The sequence below is a fragment of the Njordella calcicola genome (assembly GCF_056494125.1).
The window spans coordinates 4014890-4036471 of sequence record NZ_CM151396.1; the positions used below are offsets into that span (position 1 = coordinate 4014890).

Here is a 21582-nt window from a genome sequence, read left to right on the forward strand (position 1 = left end):
GCGCCAATCTACTTGATTCCTGGAATGTCGGTTGACTACCCTGTCTATTCACGTATCCTCCCACTATTGCCTAGCGCGATCTTGGCAGAATTTTCAACAACGGCAAAGCTGAATTAGAAACGACCTTGGGAAATGCGAGTTACGATGGAATTCAATAGTAGTGATCACCAAGCATTCTTCACAGACCTGACTGAAGACGGGTACCATATCTTCAGTCGAAAACATGCCTTGTGCAATGGCTTCTACCCCAATGCTTTTCCCAAGTTTCCTGATATTGACATCGCCGATATCAAGATTGATGACACGATCACGATTCGCGCATTTTTTTCAACCAGCAAAGGCCCGCAACCCAGCATCGAAAGTGGGCTCATAGACCTCGAAGTGGAGCATGTGGATCAAGACGCGAAGATCCTGTTTGGCAATATACTCACGCTACTGCCAGCCGCATTCGCGCTTGCCAAGGGAACTTCGATCGAAATCATGATTGATGAGGTCTTGTCGGTTAGAGCAGGCTAGTGCATTAGAAAGCCTCCTCGATTTATGAACCCATACAAAACACCAAGTGCTGAAGCTACGACCTCGTCGCCTGCGCAGTCCAACAGCTTGCTTTATATTTGGATTTGGCTGCCTACCGCCGCTTTTGGAGCCATGCTCGCAACACCCGCGGATCTTGTTTCTGTCTTATGCGCGACGGTTTTTGCACTTATTTGTTTCCTTGGTGGCGTTGTTTCCACGACCGAAATCGATAGAAAACAGAAATGGATGTACGTCGTAATTCTTGCGATCGTTGCTGTTTTGTTAGCTTCCATGGCTTGGTTAGCAGATTGGATGGCGCTTATCACTAACGCTTGCCTGTTCGGGATCGTGAACGCTGCATTGGGTATTAGAAGTGGAAATGCCGTCAGCCATAAACGCTTTCGCATTTTTACGGCTCTCAGCATCGCGTATATCTTAGGCCTGCCCCTTGTTCCATTCGGTGTGATCGCGTTGACGATTCCTGCAGTACTGCTTGCCAATCGCAATGCCGTGTTAAGAGCTGTCTGACAATGAGTGCTACATCCTTACGGAATGCCTAACTCTCGACGAGTACGACAAATACGTCACACATTCAACGGCAGGTCCAATGTGGGAACAAAGGTCACATTGGTACTTCGTTACGACCGATTCGATAGAGTATTTCATCATTCGCCCATGGTGGGGCAGACATATAATCGTTGAGTTAACTACCGGTAAAACCAAAGTTCCAACATCGAGGATTGCAGAAGCCACGCTAAATGCAGAAACGGAGTATGTAGTGAAGGTGCTTAAAAATTGGCAAGCTCGCAAGGAAATAGAGTCAGAAGACTTTCCCACTCGTTACGAAATATCAACCGCCGTATATCTTGCGGGCGTGTTGAAGGTGCAGGAAGTTGTTCCGGAGTTACGGCAACTTGAGGACAGTGCGTACATAGGGCGTTCGACAACAGGGGGTTTTGGCGAGTTACCCATTGGTCAACTCAATCCGCTAAGGTTTTCCACCTACACGACCCGTCAAAACGTCCACTTAGCACTTCGGCGTCTCGGTGAAAGGCCGGGTTCCTTTCCATGCACCAAGTTCGAGGCCGAGCATGTGCGGAAACCAATCCCCGGCACCCGTGAAGCGAATGTAACAAGGATTAGGAAAGGAATGAAGGCAGACGAGGTAATTGAGCTCATTGATTGCCCTGACTACATCCCCACTTTGCAGTGGCACTACGACATAGATACCGACCCGCCATACACACTCATACTCTCTTGGTCAGAAAGAAGCACGGTTGACGATATCAAGGTCGCCCGGCCCGCACTTTGGCAAGAGGGAACGACACGTGATCACGAATGGTAAAATTGATCAAATCCAGATTAACGAACAAATCGACGAAGCTGATGGCATGCAGTTGCTGGCTATTTTTGTCGATCTAGCGTAGCTGTTCAAATCAATGCAAATCATCGTTAGTCGGTTCCGATCCATTCAATAATGCTCCGCCAGCGAGGACGAAAAGCAAACGGTGGACGGGTAACCTCCGATGTGCCGTTAATTACAACGACTCGGAGAAGGGGTGTCTTAAAAAGAGCATTCAGTTGACTGTGACTGATCTTGGAACAATAACGCATCGATTATGATCGACCGAACTATTTACTTATGTACGGAGTTGACAGTTTATGAATCCGACACTCATCGCGTGTAGTCTTTTGATTCTATTGCCATCCATGGCTGCCGTTGAAACTGCGACGCTTAAGATACGTTTCGTCATAGATGGGGAACCGCCGCCTTTGAAACAAATCAATATTGGCTCGCGCGGTGTGCCCGTCATCGACGAACGACTACTGGTTGACCCGCAATCTGCCGGAATAAAAAACGTTATCGTTTACTTAGAAAGGCGGCGTTTGGGATTTGACCTTAAATTGCCTCCCGTCAACAATCAGGTGCGACGACTAACCATGCATAACGGACGCTTCACACCTCATGTCATGATTATCAGAGCGGGTGATTCCATCGAACTTATCGACCTGGGACCGATACACAGCCCGAATTTTGGTTTTTTTGTAAACAACCGCTTGGGTAACGTGATTCCGTCAGAGGTGCGAACCACAATTCCATTCACAAACCCCGAGCGGGCTCCGACCCCTGTCGACTGTAATATCCACCCAAATATGACCGCCTATATCGTGGTTCTGGATCATCCCTTCGTCGCAGCTTCGGATCAAGAGGGCAACTTGACGATAGAAGACTTGCCAGCCGACACTTCCCTCACGTTTCGCGTCTTTCATGAAGCAGGTAGGTTCGATAAAGTAAAAATGGAGGGTGGCGTTCGAGATTGGTCAAGTAACCGTTTTGTTACCACGCTGGTTGCTGGCGAAAACGACCTCGGCAATATCTTGGTACCGAGCTCTACTTTTGTTAACAGAAATGAACTACAAGCAGATCGCGAAGGCGACTAACGAAAGGCAATCATGTTGAACTTTCAATGTCGCAAAGTCAGCTCTGACCAAAAGCCAAGAGATCTTTTCCACTGCTTTTCCACTGCCCAACTCATGCGTAGCTTGCTCTATTGTTTCACGTTGGCGGTAACATTATTGTTGACATCCAAACCGGTTACCGCACAACTGGGGTCTAAAACGTATAGCATCGAATGGCTTACAGGCGCAGCGGACGCAATTGTACTGGCGAAAATCGACGGTATCCACTTCGATAAAATTCTGCTTGAAGAGAATGCTCCGGCGCTACCAGCTAGCCACAAGGCTAAAGTTCGCATTAGCGTTATTGACCGTTTGAAGGGAAATCCAGCGAGCCACTTGGAGTTTACAGTCGATGAGGCGGTCGCCCGGCAAACGCTGCTACCTTGGAAAAACTCCGGAAGCACTTTAGTTCTCTTCTTAAAAGCGACAGACATCGAAGGTCCGCCTTACGAGCCAATCGGCCGTCTGATTGTTGGCGATTCAGCCATTTCACTAGGCGCTAACCTGGATGCTAAAATCACGCGCCCTGTTCTGACTTCTTCTCTCGAGATACTGGACACGGGAACAAAGATCTTGGTAGCGATTGAAAAATTGTCGACGAATAAACCGAAACAAAACCTCAAAGAAAAGCATATTTCCATTCCGTACGATACAGCACTTCTAACAGGAAAAGCCGGAGATGCCAACGTACTCGTTGTCCCAGCCGACTAAGAACTGGTTGCTCAGGTTAACATCTGCAACTCTCCAAAAACACTTCCTCGCTTTGACATTCTCTTTGGCGTTGGCTTTCAATGCGCAGGGAGCAATTCATGTAATGATTCAAACCGAGCACGATACGCTTGAAGCGCGTGCAGCCTGCGAGATCCGCGAAGACATCGCCAAACGAAAAGTTATGCTTACTAGATTAGAACAGAAGCTCTTGCACGGAATCCATTCAAAAGCTCAACTGCTTGCGCGGTTCGGAACACCAACTCCCTTTGACACATCTACACTCGTTCGACCGTTGGGTGCACAGTTTCTGATCTCGCCCGAAGGCATAAAAGCTAACGAAATCGATGGCTTGCTGGACAGAGCATTGTACTTCGAACTGAATCCAAACTGCGGTATGCTTGTCCTTGTCGATCATGAAGGAAAGCCCTATTTGCCATCGATACTCTTCTGGACGGTTGATAGCGACCTGCCAGAAATGACTGATCCGGCATTATGCGACCAGCGATTAGAATGGGAAGCATCACGTCTAAATGCCGTCCTGAAGTTGGTTGGAGTAGCTGAGTCAGACCTAACGCCGACAGATGAAGAGATGCGGCAAGACAAAGAGGCAAAGAGAGAACTTCGAATGCGGTTTGACCGTTTGCGCCGAAACTCGCCATGAACTCCGATAGTGATTTTCGCGTGCAACTATGTCGGCAGCAAATTTTCGATTTGCAACAACAAGGTTTCAGGGTGCATAATAAATTGTATCAAGCATTTCACACAAGGATACGCGTATGTTGATCTCGGAATTAATGTCGGATGAGCTGCCTGATGAACTGGCTATGACACGCCGTTTGTTAGCAAGGATTCCCGATGACAAATTGGAATGGACGCCACAAGGAGCTCCCCATTCGATCGCCTGGAATGCGACTCATGTGGTGGAAATCTTCGGCTGGATTCCGGGCATTGTCGGACAAAATGAATGGGATATCGCGCCGATCGGTGAGCAGCCATATGTCGCGCCGACCGTGACGCAGTCGAGCCAACTGTTGGATCTGCTGGATGCTCATGGCAAAGCAGGGATTGCATCACTACAAGGCGTCGCGGATTCCGTGCTGCATGAACCGTGGTCACTGAAGATGGGAGGGCAGACGCTGTTCACGATGAGCAAAGTGGCATGCCTTCGGAAATGGGTTTTCGGTCACGCCGCGCATCATCGTGGAATACTTTCCGCTTATCTGCGGATGGCTGGTCTCCAGTTTCCCTCGATTTATGAAGAGTAGGTGCGAAGGGCAGTAGTTTTATTGGCAAAGCCCTTCTATCGATTTTGCACCAAGAATGCATCGCCCCATGGAAGGTGAAATGGTTTATTAATTCTTTTGGGTATGCCAGGCAAGATGCGTTTTCGCTCGATTAAGCATTGAATACAAATCGGCCGTGAGCCAAAACTAAACTTCTACAACCGTAGCAATACGTTTCGTTGATGAAGCCCATCGTCCTACCTAAGCCTACCATTAATCGTGGCATTCTATTCTGTGCAGCGATGTAACTTTCCGGACTTTGAAATCATGCGCCATGTTGATAGAGAGGGTACTCAGCAATTGAAAGCACAGGACTACAAAGTAAGAAAACTGCTGGCATTAGCCGCGTTGTTTCTCCTGTTGAGTGGTTGCAGCAAGCCGATGGCCGTCGAGCACTTGGACGAGCCACCAGCGAACGCCACGGAAACTGCGCAAACGCGTTACGAAACGCTGAGGGAGTCACCTGACACTAAGCTTGACCTAATGCGTGCCAACTATCCAACCGAATTCGATAGTTTCCGTCGACAATGGACCGAGGATGCCGCTGCCGTTACACTCGATGGGAGCCGAGTGATCGAATTACTTGAGATCGCATGTTATGCTGATGTCGTATGCCATGCGACCGAATATCCCCTTAGAGTAGCCACGCTCGACTTCATCGAAGCAAACCTGCAATCACCTGACGTCCTTGCAGCCTTGAATTGGGTGTTGAGTTCGTACGAGTGTAGATTGCCAATGGATACCGCATTCGACGATTCAGAGCAATTCCAAGGCTTTTTGGCGAAGTCTATGAACATGCGAATGGTCGAATATGTTGAAGAGTTGCTGAGTCCGCAAATTGCGTCTCAACATCGCATAAGACCCGCTCATACCCAGGGGGCGGCGGCGGGGCCGATCCCGAAGACAACGCGGCTTGCGCAACCCCGCTGAACGCCGCACGTAGCTCAAACGCTATGGGACTAGACACTGTCGAATTAGTGATGGATATCGAGGATCATTTCGGAGTCCTCCTGCGCGATGAGGATAGCCAAAGCATCCGAACCATTGGTGATCTAGCCGACGTGATACTGACGCGAATTCTCGCCAGGTCAACCGTTCAATGTCCAACCATGCGAGCATTCTACGAAGTACGCTCGGTCATCCGTGAATCACTTGGTAATCACCAGCTACGAATACGTCCCAGCACTCAACTAAGTGAACTGATCCCACTCGCGTCTCGAAAGCCTTGCTGGGATTCAATTCAAGCGAAACAATCTTGGCGATTTCCCGGTCTTGAGTTGAAACAGAGCGTTTACTACTCGATGCTTGCGCTGATTCTTTTGCTATACACAATTCCGTTGCTCTATTTGCCGTTGGAGATGTTGGTGCTTTCCATCTCAGTCAGTTCGCTGCTCTCGATCATTGTGTACTCCTGCATAAGTCGATACAGATCCGAAATACCGAAGAGTTTTAAGACCGTTGGTGATTTAGTTCGATCATCGGTAGAGACAGTAATAGCGACCAAGAAGACGGAACTAACCACGAGGGATTTAGTACTGAGCGAGGTTCTCCCAATTGTCGCTCGCCAGTTCAGTGTCGACATTAAAACACTGCGTGCACAAACACGATTTGTCGAAGACCTTGGAGCAGGGTAGAACGGACATCTTTCAGGATGTTTTCTGTGTAGCGGTTTAGAAATTGCATGTTCCGTTCGCAAGACCATCGACGAATGGGTGCTTACTGAACGCGCGATTGGCAATGACGATACAAGTTGAGACTGAGGATGATCCGGCAACGACAAAGACTGCGTCAGCGGGCAATCCACCAAAGCCTCCAAGGAATGTCGCAAGAGTATTTGATGATTGGCCTCCAGACCACTCTGGACCCAGCCACACAGCGTACGAGGAAAGTCCCAATATCTACTTTTTCTTGCTACGATTTTTCGGGTTCCTTCTGTGCGGTATCGCCTGGAGTGGTCATTACCTACTTTACCAAACTTGGCCCGGAACGCTGAAACTCACTGTCTGTACCGGATTGGGACTGCTGGCATTAGTGCACTCGATTTTCGTACCACTGAAACAACGCGGGAGGAATCGCTTCGAATCGGTCTCGTGTGCAGACTCGATCATCATTACCCTCTTGGCGTTTGCAATCGGAGGGTTTCTGGCATGGTTAGCTGAAGGCGCACCAGATCAGTAAACTACAAAGGCTCATTGACACCCCCACCCTGCTCGGCCAACCCAATCCAGATAGTTCATACTATGAATCGCTTGCTGTTCAGTCTCGCATGCTTGGTTCTCGCAGTCACTACTGCACTCGCTCAAGACATGACACTGATCGAAAATCCATTTGAACCAACAGACGCGATTGACGACAGTACTCCCTGGCAGCCCACGCACCCGGATGGGGACACACCTGAGGCTCGCATGCTGTTGCTGGCCCACACTGACTCGCTTCCTCGATTTGATCGTGTTGAATTGTACGCTATCTCATTGCCGAACCCATTCGATGTCGAGAAAGCCAAGCGGCAAGCTACCGACAGTACATTTCCGGTGCATCCCTATGGCGTGCACGCCGACGTTCACGCGCGCACGACGATCGAAGGCGAAGCCTGCGACACGTTGCGGACAGCTTGGCAATCGCTTACCTTTGACAGTCTTGGCGGTGCATTTTGCCATCATCCGAGCTATGGATTCCGAATGTACCGTGGCGACGATTTGCTGTTCGAGACCAGCGTCGGCTTAGATTGCCAGAACTTCTACCTCCCACAATACGATCGGGAAAAGGAGCGGTATACTTACACGTGGTACGGATTCGCAAACGATGAAAACGCGAAATTGCTATTCGCGTTGTTTCGATCCCAACTCCCTCATCCGCAACATTAAGATCGAATTGCTACAGACCAGTTGTACGATGCGCTCGGTCTGATGAAAAGCTAGTTGGTTTCATTCGTTCCACTTCTGTACAATCGACAAGCGGCTAGGTCGATCATTCAATTCCCTTTGTGTGAGTAGCTAATCGTACCATGGGAATTCTAGTCGTCTTGCCTGTAGTATTTGCGATGGAGATAGTTCTTATCTATGTCGCATCATGCATATGGCGGGAAAGAAAATCTTTTGAATCTACAACCTGGATGGCCGCGACTGCCAAAAGCAAAGAGACGAAAGTTCAACTGATTCGGCATGACGGCGATCCAAAGTTTGAGGTAACGTGCAACTACAATTACAGCGTTTTTGGCCAGGAGTATTCTGGCATTAAGCCATACTTCGGGCACCGAATTATCGCACTCCAACTTAGTGAAATCGAAGTCATTCAGAACCTGCAGCGGTACGAGGATCGCATCATCTACTATCAACACGGAATTCCGGAAATCAGCGTGGCCTATATGATTTTCCCGGAGGAACTCCATTCAAGATTTCGGATCACGCTTGTTTTTATCGCAATTGCAGGATTGTTTGTCCTTGGCTTTACTCCCAAGTTCATGGAGGAACTAGCCTACCTGTTCTCTTTCCTGATGTGAATTGCGATCCACCTAAGCTATGCCAACTCCAGCGAATAGATTTAATATTCGCTATAATGGCAGAGCGGGTTGCACATTTGCTTCCTGCCGTCAACCTCGTGCTGTGTCCCCGTGTCCCCATTTCCGGGATGCTGTGTCCCCAGGTTCCGGGAGCATTTGAAAGACAGAAGACCAAGGCACATCGGTCTGAGATCGCCAGTTCCGGGCGACCGTTGGGCTTGCCCCAGCGCGTCGTAACAGGATTGGTGAGCTACGCCCCGTGCCAACCCCCGCCCCTTTTCCGGTTGGCCGCTCAGCGGCCAACCAAAAATGAGAGGTACGGGAAAGGCGTTTGCAGTTAGCACACCAATCCAATTGCGAAGTCTGGGCACAAGGCCCAGCTTCGCTTCGATGCTTGCACCACAGCGCGAACCGAATCCCACTGGCTTGTCCAGTGGATCATTAGGTTTCTCGCTACACGACAGTGGCCGCCATAGCCTACGGAATTCCACCGGCTCGCCCGGTGGATTGTTCGGCTTCTCGCTGTGCAGTAACGACTTTAGCAAGAAACGGAACGATCTCCTGGGCAAGCCAGGAGCATTAGTGGTAAAGAGTTTGTTTGGTCGTAAGCATGTAGCTAGAAACGTAACGATCTCCCGGACAAGCCGGGAGCATTAGAAAGACAAGAGACCAAGGCACAACGTTCGGAGATCGCGAGCTCTGAGCGACCGTTGGGCTTGCCCCAACGCGTCGCAACAGGATTGGTGTGCTAAGCCTCGTGCCAACCCCCGCCCCATTTCCGGTTGGCCGCACAGCGGCCAACCGGAAATGAGAGGTAGGGGAAAGGCGTTTGCAGTTAGCACACCAATCCAATTGCGAAGTCTGGGCACAAGGCCCAGCTTCGCTTCGATGCTTGCACCACAGCGCGAGCCGAATCCCACTGGCTTGTCCAGTGGATGGTTGGGTTTCTCGCTACAGCAAAGAGCCCGCCATATCGGGAATTCCACCGGCTTGCCCGGTGGATTGTTCGGCTTCTCGCTGTGCAGTAACGACCTCTAGCTAGAAGCGTAACGATCTCCTGGGCAAGCCAGGAGCATTAGCGTTAAAGAGTTTGTTTGGTCGTAAGCATGTAGCTAGAAACGTAACGATCTCCCGGATAAGCCGGGAGCATTAGAAAGACAAGAGACCAAGGCACAACGTTCGGAGATCGCGAGCTCTGAGCGACCGTTGGGCTTGCCCCAACGCGTCGCAACAGGATTGGTGTGCTAAGCCTCGTGCCAACCCCCACCCCTTTTCCGGTTGGCCGCTCAGCGGCCAACCAAAAATGATCGGTAAGTGTGAGGCGTTTGCTCTTAGCGCACCAATCCTATTGCGAAGACTCGGCACAAGGCCCAGCTTCGCTTTCCCAATGCCGCTGCTTCGCAGCTCTGACAGGTGCCTAATGCATTTGCATTCGCCCTCCTCCGAATAGCTCGGTCAGTTCGTGTGGCGCAGTAAAGACGACGTGATAGTACTTGGTATCCAGCTCCCAGGACTGGATCGTATCGAGCAATTTTTAAGCTTGAGCCAACCGCAGTCGGGGCAATGACGCTTGGAGCATGGCGGATACAGAATGCGTTTGTCTTTGCCAGCAGTGGTTGGCGGTGCGAAAAAAATCGAATGAACGGGAACTCAGATGCTAGGAATACACCGCAAGAGTTGGGAGTTTCGCCAGAGTTGCCTTCAAAATAGTTGTTCATTCATCCTCTCGCGGTTCTCTTTTCTCTCGCGGTGAAAAAAAGGCGAATGATCTGGCAGTACTTGAAGGATATTTTGCATCGCGTACTAGCAGGCGAGACTCAATACGAAAAGCTTTTGCCGGACGTATGGAAGCAGGAGCATCCCGAAGCGATTCGCCAGTACCGGGCAGAGGAAAGCCGCTATAAATCGGACCGCAAGCAGATAACGCGAGCCCGCAGGATCATCTCCGCCAAACTCAAGCGCCAGCAAACCCAGGGCCAATCCAACTAACCCCAACAACTGGTTGTGGTGGACGCTTACAATGAATGTAGGTGATATCTTAATCCTTTCACGGTTACCTTCACTGCAGGGTATCGCCGCTCACAGGTTCAGCTTTCCTGGTCAACTTCTGGCTCAATTGAAAACGTCATTGAATTTGCAGTCGATTGCCATGTCGCACACACTCATCACTGACGCCGATGTTGGCGTTCTTGAAAGCCACCCCCGGCTTTTGTTTGTTTCTTTCGTTGCTACAAAGCTCACCGACATGGCATTAAAGACTTTCAGCAGTCTAACCGCTGTCGAATTGTTTGACCTACGCGATACTCTCGTTACTGATGTTGGCCTTCCACTACTCGAGAGACTTACGAACTTGCTCACAATTGACCTGAGAGGAACGGCCGTAACGATGGCTGGGGTTGAACAATTTCGAAGTGTTGTGGGAAACACTCTCCCCGACGTTGAAATCCTTATTTAGGGAATCGGAGTTGTTCTATAATCGGCAATATTCGCGGTTTGTGAGAAAGTTGCTGGAATGTCGACAACCACTGGAGCGCTCGGAAAATTGGTTACTGCAGTATCCCATGGTAGGAAGGACTCTTCGGTTACTAGACTTGCAATTGGATGGTGAAGTTCGCTGCCTAGCGATCTTCGATTCGTCGTCTATGTTAGAATTGCTTAATAAAGCGGACTGTGGCGTTAATTGTCCAACCTTCAGGCGGAGTAAATCGGGAGTTTTCGCAGAATCTCGTCGTACTTCGGGACATTTTGTATCAGATATTTCCTATTGAGAATGAGTATAGAGATGTCAGAGCACACCTTGACGCGATATGGAATACGCCGATTACTGCTGGTGACGGTCGCTTTGGCGGGAATGCTGCAATATGCAGCGAAGGCAAAGGAACAAGACACTGAACCTAAAATACCAAAAGCACTTTGGGAGCAAGCTCGACTCGAAGTAGGTTCTTCAACTTTTCCCATCCTTCGCGTAAGGAGCCGTTGGCCATTTGAAAAGCGAGCTGGCTCAAGTTTGGTAAGAATTAAGGATAACAGCTTGGAAGTCGTGGATTTCACATCGTTCAGGCTGCTCTGGAAAGAGATCGCTCCCAATATCGAACAGTTCCGCTATCTCGCGTCATCAACCGACAAATTGTTTCTGATTGGAGACGCGGATTACGGCAGTGAATATTTGGATAGTCCAGTAACAATACTTCGGCGCGATTTGTTGTCCGGAGAAAAATTGGACGACCTTGAAATACCAATGGAAACGGCCGAATCCGAGTGGAAGTGTCGCTTAGTTGGTGCGATTACAAAGTCAGACAGTATCTACCTTCTGACCATGCTCTACGCAGAGACAGAAGCGTTTCGACCGAAACCGATGTCGTACCAACTTACTAAAGTTACTAACACCGTTGACTGGTCGGTTCGTTTCGATTCCGCTGGGACGCTGGAAACTCCGAATGCGTTTTTGTGGGGCTCGCGGGGCCCCGCTTTAGACGGAATCTCTTCTCAGACTCTTATCGAAATCGATTCAAAGATCATTTTTAATGCAGGGCCGATTGAAGATATAGTAGCGATCGATGCCTTAACAGGAAAAGTTGTTTGGCAAGTTCCAAGAATCTGGGAGTACCGCCGCGGCTTCATTGGCCCAAGTGTTTGGAGTTACTATCTTGGACGTTATGGAGTTGCGGATCACGATTTCGAAACCTTGAACCGCCCACTTGCAAATGCCGAAAACTCGCTTGACAAGGCAAGTGAAAGCAGGAAAGAGTATCTTCTAGAACTAAAAGAACGAGTACAACATGCGCGCGCGAAGTTCGAATCGCAGCCCGGTTGGATTCTTGCTGGACCCGTCGCGCTAAAGATGAATGATAAAAGCAAAGACTATCGACTGTTTGTGGTTACTGCCCAGAGCGATGAAGGTGAAAGATGGGGAAATTATCTTGCCAACGCGGTGGTATATGAATTAGGGAGTGACGGAAGTATGGTCAGTATGGTAACGCTTCCACGCTTGCTAGCACGCAACGTTGCCAACAAGCTCTCGGACCGGCTAGTGTGGAGCGGTACAGATGGCTCGACTCTGGAGGTCTTTCCAACCGAGGACAGATTTTCAAGTGATACATTCACGAAGATCAACTGGAGCTCCCCATTTCTGACTCCTAAGCGAAAAGCTTGGCTTCGACAGGGCAGCTATTACATATCACGCGACTATCGCAAGTTTCACATGTTTCTTCTCGCAGAAGGTGGCTACATTGAGAAGAAAGACTCCCAAATGCTCAAATATCCGATTGATGTAAAGAACCTCGCAACCGGTACTAGAAATCAGCTATTGCTATCTCTTCCGTTTGACGGAGCAGCGTACACACCCACACAGAACTATTCGCGTGGGCCGGACGGGTGGGTCTCACTGGCTGACTACCTATTCACGATTGCAGATATACAAGTCGACGAGAACTCGCTGTCCGTCACATTTGAGGACGAGGAGGAGCAACGCACAGTGCTAGAGTTTGAAATTGCTCAAATAGTCGACTCGCTTGATAATGATTAACAGAATGGCAACAAGCAAACTAGTCTAAGAATCGACATCAAATGGATAGAACCGTTTTGCTTTACGAACATACTTAGTCATTCAACGCTGAGCAAATCATGGGTCGAAGCTGAGGCAGACATTTCTAATCTACGCATGAAAACCAGTGCATCGAATATCACCGCACGTAAAAGTGTTTACCAAACTTGGCTGACACGCAGCGCGAAGGCGTTCGCAAGCGTGATTTACATCCGAGGGTTTAACATTTCCAAATCTTCGCCGTTACTAGATTCTGAATCGAAGCCAAACTCAAGCTGTGGTAGATTGAACTTTGCAACTGGCTCATCAGACAAATGCGATTAATATTCGCTATAATGGCAGAGCGGGTTGCACATTTGCTTCCTGCCGGACTCCTTCTCCTCCCGCTCCTCTCAAAGGGAAACTGTCATGAAACGCTATGCCACTGTAATCGTCCTGGCCTTCTCCTGCGTCTCTTTTGCCGTCGCGTATCTCTTGTTTGCCGAAGGCGAAAACTCCAAGTTGTATGATGATGCACTAGCAGAGTTTCAGGGCGATCAAGAACCCGAATACTTTTCCATCGACGAGCGGAAGATCGGTGCCGAGGTGCAAGCGCTGATGGTGGAAGGCCGCTCTGTAGAAGCAAAGGCTTTGCTGAACAAGTACTTGAGCAAACATCCACTGAACTATCGGGTTCGAATGGACCTTGCTCTCGTGTTGGAATGGGAAGACGACTTCGATTCAGCCGTCAATGAACTGATGAAAAGTATGACCGGTAAAAAGACGGATAAGCCGCTTTATGAATTGATCGCATCTCTCCGGCAATCGCAAGCCAATGTTGATCCGAACCAGATCAGGCACGGGAACTTTACTGAGTACCGTCCGAGCTCTGGCCCAAGCGAATCAGAAGTAAAGCGTCGCAATGACTTGTTGGAAAAGTCGCTCGAAGCTTTCCAGCTTGCTCTGAAAATTGAACCAAACGATGAAGACAATTTGCTAGGTGTCGTGTCAATCCTTGAAATACTTGGTAAGCACGAAGAAGCGGACGCCGCTTGGAAGTCGCTGCATGAACTCAACCCCGCTGGAGACAGTATCGCGATCGGGTACTCCAACAGTTTGCTCAGAAACCTGAAGCACGACGTGGCGATAGAAGTCCTTGAAAATGCAATTCTCGCGAATCCAAAAAGTGAATTGCTTCATCGCAATCTGGCGAAGGCTTGTAATTCAGCAGGAGTTCTCGATAAAGCTCAACGAGCTGAAAGAATTGCTGAATTCTACCGATCTCTACCGAACTTTTGTGATTTGGAATACTCCCCGGAGAACGAAGCCCGTGTTGCAAGATTGCATGACGCGGAGTCCGTTAAACTGTTGGTTAGCGATGATTCAAAAGACTCCTCCAAACTTCTTGCGACGCTTTGCTGGCATCATCCGCACGATGAACTTGAAGAGCTCGCTTTCCAAGAACTTGAGCGCCGCGGAGACAGTACCATTGATATTGTCGTTGCGTTGGCACGAGAGTCCGCGAGCAATTGCACCACGCGGCAGAGTATGCAGATCCTTGCCAGAGCAAAGCATCCGCTGGCATACGATTGGCTAATTCATTTACTGCCGCAGGACACGATGAATTTCGGCTTCGATATGAACATCGCTGGCTCGCTGGCTGAACTGGGAGACGACCGAGCCGTCCCGCATCTCATCCGCATTTTTGCACCCGAGGAACCAGCACCCAAACCATCGGGCGGCGGCATGGGTTGGCTACAGGACACTGCATCAACACGAGCACGCGCTGCTCTGGCATTGGCAGCGTTCGATACACCGGAGTCCAAGAACGCATTGCTTGTCGGTGCCAATCATCCTACCTTTGGCGCTTGCTGTAACCTCGCGTTATACAAGCTGACCAATCAATCTCGCTATCTTGATCATGTCAAACCATCGGAGATCGACTCACGAATTGCAGGTACTCTGCTGGGCTTCCTTCGAACTCTGCCTGAGCCACGCCCCCAAGCGTTTGCGGATCAGCTTGAGGCCCATTTGCAGAAAACTCAGCAACAACGGCAATGAAATGCGATACAAGAATAGCCAGACCAGGCAACGCGTCGAATCGTTCAGCAGACGATGCTACGTGTGCTGAACAAGTATCAGGCGCTCACATCTGGTCACCGCAACGTTTCGAGCCAAGCGATCAGATCAAGCATGTCAGCAACTGGCATCTTGCTTGCCAAGTCGTCTGGCATGAGTGATTTTTTCATGGCGGCAAACTCCTCGACATCTTTGCCGGGAATGTTTCGCGTCTGTCCGTTCAAATCGATAATGCTAACCGACCCACCCGTCCTGAGATGGCCCTGCAATCCGGTAATGATTTCCCCAGCTACAGTCATGACCATCCAGCCTTGAAACTGAGGCGCAATGTCATCCGCAGGTCGGACGATCGAATGAATCAACTGTGATCGATTGGCAGTACGTCCGACGACGGATAAATCCGGCCCAACTATACCGCCTCGACCATTAACGCGATGACATTGAATGCAAGTCACGCCAGCAGTGTGAAATAGCCGTTCACCAGCCGCCGGATCTCCTCCAATTGATAGTTTCTCCTGCCACTGCTCAAGCGACAATTGTGATAACTTATCGGCTTGAACTTCATCGTGTGCAATAATCTCCGCAAGCGCACTAGAAGGAACTGCCGTACGCGTCATTCCAGCGGCAATCTCAGGTCTTGAGGACGCTTGCTTGAGAGTCCTGGCTGCTTGCAAGCCAATTAACCGGTCGCTGGAATCGAGCAGTTCACAAAGTTCGGCTGGAATCTGTTGCGGTTGGTGTGACAGTGCCGCCAGCGCTTCTGCCCGAACAACATTTGCGTTCTCGGCATTGAGAGCGATCGCTGCAAGTTGACTGCTTGCTGTTGGTGTGACGACGCTTGCCAAACTGCGTATCGCTTCAGTCTGCAGGGGGCCGCTGGCGTCTGAAGCCAGTCGCAAGAGCAGGGATTGCAGGGTATCGCTGGGTGAGTGCGTCATGCGGGCAAGTGCTATGGCGCGCAGCGATGAAGGCAGCGTTTCGTCGAACGCAATCGCTTTCAGCAAGCTCGCCGGAACGTCACGACGGATGTTAAAACCGCGTTCGTTTCGTGCATAGGCTTGATCGACATCGGAAAGCAGTATCTGTTTGGTCGCGAGCCAAACCTCAAACAGTCTCGGCGTCACCGCTTCACGCTGAATCGTTTGGTCAATCTTTTCAATGTATTGCTTGGCAACGCGATCGCCAATGCACATCAAGGCTACGATCTGTAGGTCCTCGTCATTATCGTCCAGCGCCTGAGGAATAACTTCTTGCCATTGACTAGATTCTTGCAGGCAAATGGCAATCAGAGCGGCCGAGCGCACGCGGGGTGATTGCGACGCAAGCAAGCCGTCTGCTTTATGAATCCAATCTGAGTTCGAAAGCGTTGTGATTGCCGCCGCGCGAACAAAAGGATCGTCATCGGCTGCAGCCATTTCAAGCATCTCTAGCGACCCAGCGTTCTCGATCTGCTGCAATCGATCGGAACCAACACTAGCAAGCGGAGCAGTAAAAAGGGGCGTGGGTTCCATTCCGACGAACTCTGGTCTTCGTGAGACCTTCCAGATTCGTCCGCGTCCGTGATTAGGATAATCTTTCAGCATCCAGTCGGTGATGTAGATGCTGCCATCAGGGCCATGGGCCAAACCAACTGGACGAAAATCCTCGCCACCTTCAATCCACGGTTTAGCTTTCCCGCTGATGGAGACGCCCTTTTCTTCGGTCTGCACGAGGCTCACATTGTGCTCGCCCCATACTGTGATTGCGATCGTGCTTCGATAATCTGAGGGCAGGCCACTCAAGCTTAAATCCATCACAGCGCTCGGAGCCTCGCCCACTCCGACGACCATCGGCAGTGTTCCCGGCAACTCACCGTCCCACGCGTTATAAGGATGCAGTCCCGAAGCGCCGTACCGCGAGCGGAATCCATAATCACCACCGCGAATAATGTGCAGTAATCGGTTGGGGCCTCGAGAGTCAGGATCGTTGTCAACACACAGCAGTCGCCCATAGCGATCGAATCGCAGATCAAAGGGATTCCAGAAGCCTTGAGCGAAGCGTTCTACCTGAGAGCCATCTCCTCGACAACGGATGATATCCCCGCCTTCGGCATAGCCTTCGACTTTAGAGCCATCGGACCCGCGCCATGTGTAACGGTAACCGCCCACATTTCCGCGTGAAACATACATGAAGCCATCATGAGCGAAGGTCAGTCCTAGCAACTGGCTATGAGCATAGCTTTGCTCGGTATCTAGCTGGACCAGCACCTGCCGCTCGGTTGCATCGCAGACGCCATCGGCATTGCTGTCGGGAAGAGAGATGACTTGTTTGGAGGTCACTAAATGCAGCGTGCCAGCAGGCGAGAAGGCCAAATTCATGCCTTGATAAAACCCGTCGGCATAGACGCTTACTTCGTTGGCAACACCATCGCCATTGGTGTCTCTAAACAACTTGATACGATCAAATTTCGGGCCAGCATAGTCGCTTTCCGGCAGATGCGTATGCGATTCAAGTACGAACAAACATCCCTGCGGATCACAAGCCACTCCAATCGGCGTGACGATTTCAGGTTCTTCTGCCAGCAGTGTGATCTGCAAACGATCGTCGCTAATTTGGGGCATTGCGATTTGGTCAGCGAAACTGTCGCCCTCTGGAACAAACATGCTCAGAGCGATTGTGAGCATGTAGGATAGGAAGAATTTCGCAGACAGCCAATTTGTGTGTTTAGCCACGTGTATACCCTTCAAACTGTTTGCGTGCTTTGATTAAGTTTTCGACGATCGGCGGTTTAGGCTCAGCCCACGCCATTTCGATCACTAAGTATCCGTGATAACCGGTTGCGATCAGTTTCGAAAGGAAGCGATCAAAGTCGGTTGAGCCTTGTCCGAAGACTACTGTATTGTGTCCCTTGCCAAATTCGTGACAGTCCTTCAAGTCTACATGAAGAGTCCGTGAGTAAAAGCGATCCATAATGTCGCCTAACGCAATACCCGCCCCTTCAAAATGCCCGGTATCAAGGCAGAGTCCGACGTTTGGCGAATCGATCTGGTTGAAGATTGTGTCAAAGTCTGCGACGTTTTCCAGCACATTGTCGGCATGGTTTTCCAGCAGAACCAACATGCCCATCTCTTCGGCAACTGGCGCTAGCTCCTTGCAAACCGCAATCACCGATTCTAGGCCGCCATTGGTGTCCCGCTTTGATCCAGTGCACTTGATACGGTTGCAGCCAAGCTTCTTTGCAATTTGCATTAGCCATAGCTTATGCGAAAGATCCTTGATGATTCCATCTCGGCCTACACCGCCAAAAGAAGTTCCTTGTACGCAGATTGGCGTCAACTTCTTCAGCTCGCAGCGGGTGAGCAGGCGCTCTACATAGCTCGGAGTCAGTTGGTCTGGGTACCAAAGATTGAATTCGACGTTTTGAATTCCAGTTTGCGGAATCAGCTCAAAGGCTGGCTCATGGTGCTGATTCCCAAATCCATCGGTGCAGATGGTAGCTAGGGACAGACGAATGAAATTGTCTTCATTCAAGTTGACAGGACTGGCGACAGCGACTTTCGCACAATGTGCCATCCCTGCAGCAAGTATCGCCGATGCGGCGGTGGTCGCGATAAATTGACGCCGGCTCATGATTTTTTCTCCAAAATTGAGGAAGTTGGTATCTTGAGAACGTCAATAGCTAACGATTAAGCGAAATACCGTTCAACTATTGTCGTTATAGCGGCTTTAGCCGGACACGCTTGCGGAAAACTCAAACGAAGACCGCCTAACGGTGGGGCTACGAACGAAGACCGCCTAAATGCGGGACTACGAACCGAGACCGCCTAAAGTCGGGACTGCGAACTTAGCTGCCCTCCCCGGTCGCTCGTGGTACTCGCGGCCGATCCCTCCCGCAGGATGGTGAAGCAATCCCGGCTAGGCCGTTTATGATAGCGTAGCTGACCGGGCTTGTGTGCAACGGTGATCAGTCGTTGCGCAATTGAACTTTCAAGAACGCTTTGGCGTAAGTCCACCAGCGATTCGCAGTTGCACGAGAAATGCCAAGAAGCTCACCTGCTTCTGCTAGGCTGTAGCCGCCGAAGTAATGCAGCTTGACCAGTTCGGCGCACTGTGGGTCTTTTGCGGTCAAGGACTCTAAGGCACCATGTACATCGAGTAGTTCATCAGGTCGTTGAATGTGAATTTGGTCTAGTTCAAGCTGTTCGCGTTTGGCAGTTCCGCCGCGTTTGAGGGCAAGCTTTCGTCGAGCGGAATCGACTAAGATATGCCGCATCGCTTCGGAAGCTGCCAAGAAGAACCCGCGACGTGACTCGTATTCAAGTATCTGGTTTAGGCCGACGAGTTTTAAATAGACTTCGTTGACCAGCGCGGTCGGTTGCAGCGTATGTCCTTCTTTTTCATTGGACAAATGTCGCTTAGCGAGTCTTCGCAACTCATCATAAACCAGCGGAAACAGTTCGCCCGCCGCCTCGCCATCACCCGATTCGATGCGATTCAAAATGTGGGTAACGCAGGCCATGGATGAATCTTGACTGGCGCTCATTCGTTCGATCCTTCCAGGACCTGCAATGTTTCGGTTTGCAATAAGCGAAGAGTGGCGGTTCGATTCCAGGGAGAGCTAGTAGGCGTACGAAGTTCTTCTGTGACGATTGCATCTGCCCGTCGTGCCCACTGAGTTGCGATATCCGCGTTCCCCAGCGTAGCTTCGCACATCGCCAAGAAATACCAAACATACGCGGGCGAAAAGTTTGGCGTTTCGCTTTCAGCGATTTTCAGCAGCTCGTCTCGGGCCCGTTCAACCTCTCCTGCACGATAAAGCAAAGCACCCAACTCGACACCAATCGTGTCGTCCAGATGCAGTCGTTGATAAAGATCTAAGGCAGGCGAGTAGTCTGAAACCGCTGTGGGCGCTAGACAAGTCGTCCACGCACTAAAACGAGCTTCAACTGGATTCGATGTTTCGGCAAATTTATCGAGGATTGTGCGGCATAATTCCTCATATCCCTGTCGGTTCCCCACGACCAGAAAGGCCAATGCCTTTAGATAATACGGTTGGTGTCCACTGACTTGATTTTTAATATCCTTATCAAAGCCTTCGATCCACTCTTGCTGGAAGGTCGGGACGACACCATTTTGTAGCTGTTCCTCCGTGATGCTGCTGAACCAAGCATTCGCTGTCGTACGTGAGTCAAAGCCCGCATTAAATGGCATGATCCCTGATGGCACCGATGTCAGAAATGTTTGGTAGCCATGCACGCTCGCTCGCAATTCTTCGGTTGTTATATAGTGTTCATCCTTTTTAAGCTGATCGATATAGTAGTTTACTTCAGCGTCGACCAGTAGCGTTTCCAGCGCTACGCGTCTTCGCCAGTCCTCAGGACTTTGCTCAAACTCCCCGGCAAATCGAGCCAGTGTTTGCCTAGCGGCTGCAAAAGCTTCGCGTGCTCGCAGTATGTTGTCTGACTTTGACAGTCGGTGGCAAAGGTGGTAACGAATATCCAACTCCAATCGTATCGCTTATTTGGCTTCGAGAATCTCGGAGTGTTCGTTCAACACTTCCAGGCACGTATTGCCCAACTGCAGGGCGACGCATTCTTCCAAATGACCGTCGATCATGCAGTTGGCGGCGGCCAGATAAGCTTCGAACTGCTCTTCAGATGTAATAGCTGGTTTGATCCAACTTCGGATCTCACTCGCAAGCGTTGTTGGACAAGGTTGAGTAACTCCATCAAGCATTTTACGAAGTTCTTGCAACGGCTCACGCCAAGCAAACGTTGTGACCGGTCGCTCAAACTCGTCTGCGGCATCTTGCTTCTGAAAGTGTTGGTATACCTTGCCGTGCGTTGGAATATCGCTATCGGTAATCGGGATCGCCATACCGGGAGGACCGAATATGATTACCGCTCGATCTGATGTACCGGCAGCCAATTGTTGACCATCAGGACTCCATTGGACTGCTGTTAAACTGATACTTGATGAATTTAATTGGATGAGTTCATTACCGGTGGCGACATCCCAAATCCTCACGGTTCCATCAGAACTAGCAGAGGCTAATCTCCTGCCGTCTGGCGAAAAGTCCAGGCCGTTGATAAAAGCTCGATGCCCTGACAATTTTACAATCGTCGAAAGCGACTGACCATCGCGAATCCAGATTTCACCGTACTGGTTTCCTAACGCGACGATTTGCCCTGATGGGTGCCAACCGATGGCAGTAATGCCGTTCAAAGTGTCGTCAGACGTTTTTAAATATGACCCATCAATTCTAAGAAGCGTCGTCCGGCCGTAGCTTGCAGATACAAATCGAGTTTCGGACGAATCCCAAGCCCCCTTGGCCATGCCATCGTTAATATCCTCCGGCCATTCGCAGATCACTTCTCCGGTTGCTCCGTTTCTGAGCAGTGGTGGTCGGCGATTGTTATAAGTCATCACTAACTTTCGACTGGGACTCCAGACTGCCCTCGACTCGGAAAAAAGTTGACATGGCATTTTTTGTAATTCAATACCGGTATATGGGTCATCTACCTGTAGGTAGT

At 50.2% G+C, this 21582-nt stretch carries 19 protein-coding genes; 14 read left to right on the plus strand and 5 right to left on the minus strand.

Features of this window, described 5'->3' with window-relative positions; genetic code table 11:
• Nucleotides 1-144 precede the first annotated feature (144 nt).
• From SH302x_RS15620 to SH302x_RS15685, 14 genes are all read left to right on the plus strand, one after another.
• Nucleotides 145-516 carry a hypothetical protein gene (locus SH302x_RS15620; protein ID WP_479363326.1) on the plus strand — a complete coding sequence of 124 codons (372 nt, stop codon included), beginning with the start codon at nucleotides 145-147 and terminating at the stop codon, nucleotides 514-516.
• A 24-nt stretch (nucleotides 517-540) separates the two neighbouring features.
• Nucleotides 541-1044, plus strand: coding sequence for a hypothetical protein (locus tag SH302x_RS15625; protein WP_479363327.1), 504 nt, complete (start codon nucleotides 541-543; stop codon nucleotides 1042-1044).
• A 79-nt stretch (nucleotides 1045-1123) separates the two neighbouring features.
• Nucleotides 1124-1861 (plus strand): hypothetical protein, encoded by a 738-nt coding sequence (locus SH302x_RS15630; protein WP_479363328.1) that lies wholly within the window; start codon nucleotides 1124-1126, stop codon nucleotides 1859-1861.
• 365 nt (nucleotides 1862-2226) lie between these two features.
• Entirely contained in the window at nucleotides 2227-2958 is a 732-nt protein-coding gene (locus tag SH302x_RS15635; protein WP_479363329.1) for a cupredoxin domain-containing protein, read from the plus strand.
• A gap of 12 nt (nucleotides 2959-2970) precedes the next feature.
• Nucleotides 2971-3687 (plus strand): hypothetical protein, encoded by a 717-nt coding sequence (locus SH302x_RS15640; protein WP_479363330.1) that lies wholly within the window; start codon nucleotides 2971-2973, stop codon nucleotides 3685-3687.
• Nucleotides 3688-3790: 103 nt separating this feature from the next.
• Nucleotides 3791-4348, plus strand: a complete 558-nt coding sequence (locus tag SH302x_RS15645; RefSeq protein WP_479363331.1) for a hypothetical protein — start codon at nucleotides 3791-3793, stop codon at nucleotides 4346-4348.
• Nucleotides 4349-4463: 115 nt separating this feature from the next.
• Entirely contained in the window at nucleotides 4464-4952 is a 489-nt protein-coding gene (locus SH302x_RS15650) for a DinB family protein (RefSeq protein WP_479363332.1), read from the plus strand.
• Nucleotides 4953-5237: 285 nt separating this feature from the next.
• Entirely contained in the window at nucleotides 5238-5900 is a 663-nt protein-coding gene (locus tag SH302x_RS15655; protein ID WP_479363333.1) for a hypothetical protein, read from the plus strand.
• A gap of 23 nt (nucleotides 5901-5923) precedes the next feature.
• Nucleotides 5924-6604, plus strand: a complete 681-nt coding sequence (locus SH302x_RS15660; protein WP_479363334.1) for an acyl carrier protein — start codon at nucleotides 5924-5926, stop codon at nucleotides 6602-6604.
• Nucleotides 6605-7210: 606 nt separating this feature from the next.
• Nucleotides 7211-7834 (plus strand): hypothetical protein, encoded by a 624-nt coding sequence (locus tag SH302x_RS15665; RefSeq protein ID WP_479363335.1) that lies wholly within the window; start codon nucleotides 7211-7213, stop codon nucleotides 7832-7834.
• Nucleotides 7835-7974: 140 nt separating this feature from the next.
• Nucleotides 7975-8469, plus strand: a complete 495-nt coding sequence (locus SH302x_RS15670) for a hypothetical protein (RefSeq protein ID WP_479363336.1) — start codon at nucleotides 7975-7977, stop codon at nucleotides 8467-8469.
• A gap of 1764 nt (nucleotides 8470-10233) precedes the next feature.
• On the plus strand, nucleotides 10234-10458 hold the full coding sequence (locus SH302x_RS15675) for a hypothetical protein (RefSeq protein ID WP_479363337.1): 225 nt from the start codon (nucleotides 10234-10236) through the stop codon (nucleotides 10456-10458).
• A 793-nt stretch (nucleotides 10459-11251) separates the two neighbouring features.
• Nucleotides 11252-12994, plus strand: coding sequence for a hypothetical protein (locus SH302x_RS15680; protein WP_479363338.1), 1743 nt, complete (start codon nucleotides 11252-11254; stop codon nucleotides 12992-12994).
• Nucleotides 12995-13420: 426 nt separating this feature from the next.
• Complete coding sequence (locus tag SH302x_RS15685) at nucleotides 13421-15052, plus strand: tetratricopeptide repeat protein (protein WP_479363339.1); 1632 nt, start codon at nucleotides 13421-13423, stop codon at nucleotides 15050-15052.
• A gap of 95 nt (nucleotides 15053-15147) precedes the next feature.
• On the opposite strand, the gene SH302x_RS15690 is transcribed toward SH302x_RS15685, so the two are convergent.
• From SH302x_RS15690 to SH302x_RS15710, 5 genes are all read right to left on the minus strand, one after another.
• Entirely contained in the window at nucleotides 15148-17781 is a 2634-nt protein-coding gene (locus tag SH302x_RS15690) for a PVC-type heme-binding CxxCH protein (protein WP_479363340.1), read from the minus strand.
• On the minus strand, nucleotides 17774-18679 hold the full coding sequence (locus SH302x_RS15695; RefSeq protein WP_479363341.1) for a sugar phosphate isomerase/epimerase family protein: 906 nt from the start codon (nucleotides 18677-18679) through the stop codon (nucleotides 17774-17776). Before SH302x_RS15695 ends, SH302x_RS15690 begins: the two co-directional genes overlap by 8 nt.
• Before the next feature lie 334 nt (nucleotides 18680-19013).
• The gene (locus tag SH302x_RS15700) at nucleotides 19014-19592 is read right to left on the minus strand and encodes an ECF-type sigma factor (RefSeq protein WP_479363342.1); all 579 of its coding nucleotides are present in this window, start codon (nucleotides 19590-19592) and stop codon (nucleotides 19014-19016) included.
• Nucleotides 19589-20551: a hypothetical protein gene (locus SH302x_RS15705; RefSeq protein ID WP_479363343.1), complete on the minus strand. Its 963-nt coding sequence runs from the start codon at nucleotides 20549-20551 to the stop codon at nucleotides 19589-19591. The genes SH302x_RS15700 and SH302x_RS15705 overlap by 4 nt, the downstream gene beginning before the upstream one ends.
• Nucleotides 20552-20566: 15 nt before the next feature.
• Entirely contained in the window at nucleotides 20567-21475 is a 909-nt protein-coding gene (locus SH302x_RS15710) for a WD40 repeat domain-containing protein (protein WP_479363344.1), read from the minus strand.
• Nucleotides 21476-21582: the final 107 nt, after the last annotated feature.

What these genes read in the sequence shown, in the direction of transcription:
- SH302x_RS15650 (WP_479363332.1), top strand. Translation starts at nt 4,464, where the DNA reads ATGTTGATCTCGGAATTAATGTCGGATGAGCTGCCTGATGAACTGGCT.
- SH302x_RS15695 (WP_479363341.1), bottom strand. Translation starts at nt 18,679, where the DNA reads ATGAGCCGGCGTCAATTTATCGCGACCACCGCCGCATCGGCGATACTT.
- SH302x_RS15680 (WP_479363338.1), top strand. Translation starts at nt 11,252, where the DNA reads ATGTCAGAGCACACCTTGACGCGATATGGAATACGCCGATTACTGCTG.
- SH302x_RS15640 (WP_479363330.1), top strand. Translation starts at nt 2,971, where the DNA reads ATGTTGAACTTTCAATGTCGCAAAGTCAGCTCTGACCAAAAGCCAAGA.
- SH302x_RS15645 (WP_479363331.1), top strand. Translation starts at nt 3,791, where the DNA reads ATGATTCAAACCGAGCACGATACGCTTGAAGCGCGTGCAGCCTGCGAG.
- SH302x_RS15660 (WP_479363334.1), top strand. Translation starts at nt 5,924, where the DNA reads ATGGGACTAGACACTGTCGAATTAGTGATGGATATCGAGGATCATTTC.
- SH302x_RS15655 (WP_479363333.1), top strand. Translation starts at nt 5,238, where the DNA reads ATGCGCCATGTTGATAGAGAGGGTACTCAGCAATTGAAAGCACAGGAC.
- SH302x_RS15700 (WP_479363342.1), bottom strand. Translation starts at nt 19,592, where the DNA reads ATGAGCGCCAGTCAAGATTCATCCATGGCCTGCGTTACCCACATTTTG.
- SH302x_RS15710 (WP_479363344.1), bottom strand. Translation starts at nt 21,475, where the DNA reads ATGACTTATAACAATCGCCGACCACCACTGCTCAGAAACGGAGCAACC.
- SH302x_RS15665 (WP_479363335.1), top strand. Translation starts at nt 7,211, where the DNA reads ATGAATCGCTTGCTGTTCAGTCTCGCATGCTTGGTTCTCGCAGTCACT.
- SH302x_RS15625 (WP_479363327.1), top strand. Translation starts at nt 541, where the DNA reads ATGAACCCATACAAAACACCAAGTGCTGAAGCTACGACCTCGTCGCCT.
- SH302x_RS15675 (WP_479363337.1), top strand. Translation starts at nt 10,234, where the DNA reads ATGATCTGGCAGTACTTGAAGGATATTTTGCATCGCGTACTAGCAGGC.
- SH302x_RS15685 (WP_479363339.1), top strand. Translation starts at nt 13,421, where the DNA reads ATGAAACGCTATGCCACTGTAATCGTCCTGGCCTTCTCCTGCGTCTCT.
- SH302x_RS15620 (WP_479363326.1), top strand. Translation starts at nt 145, where the DNA reads ATGGAATTCAATAGTAGTGATCACCAAGCATTCTTCACAGACCTGACT.
- SH302x_RS15635 (WP_479363329.1), top strand. Translation starts at nt 2,227, where the DNA reads ATGGCTGCCGTTGAAACTGCGACGCTTAAGATACGTTTCGTCATAGAT.
- SH302x_RS15630 (WP_479363328.1), top strand. Translation starts at nt 1,124, where the DNA reads ATGTGGGAACAAAGGTCACATTGGTACTTCGTTACGACCGATTCGATA.
- SH302x_RS15670 (WP_479363336.1), top strand. Translation starts at nt 7,975, where the DNA reads ATGGGAATTCTAGTCGTCTTGCCTGTAGTATTTGCGATGGAGATAGTT.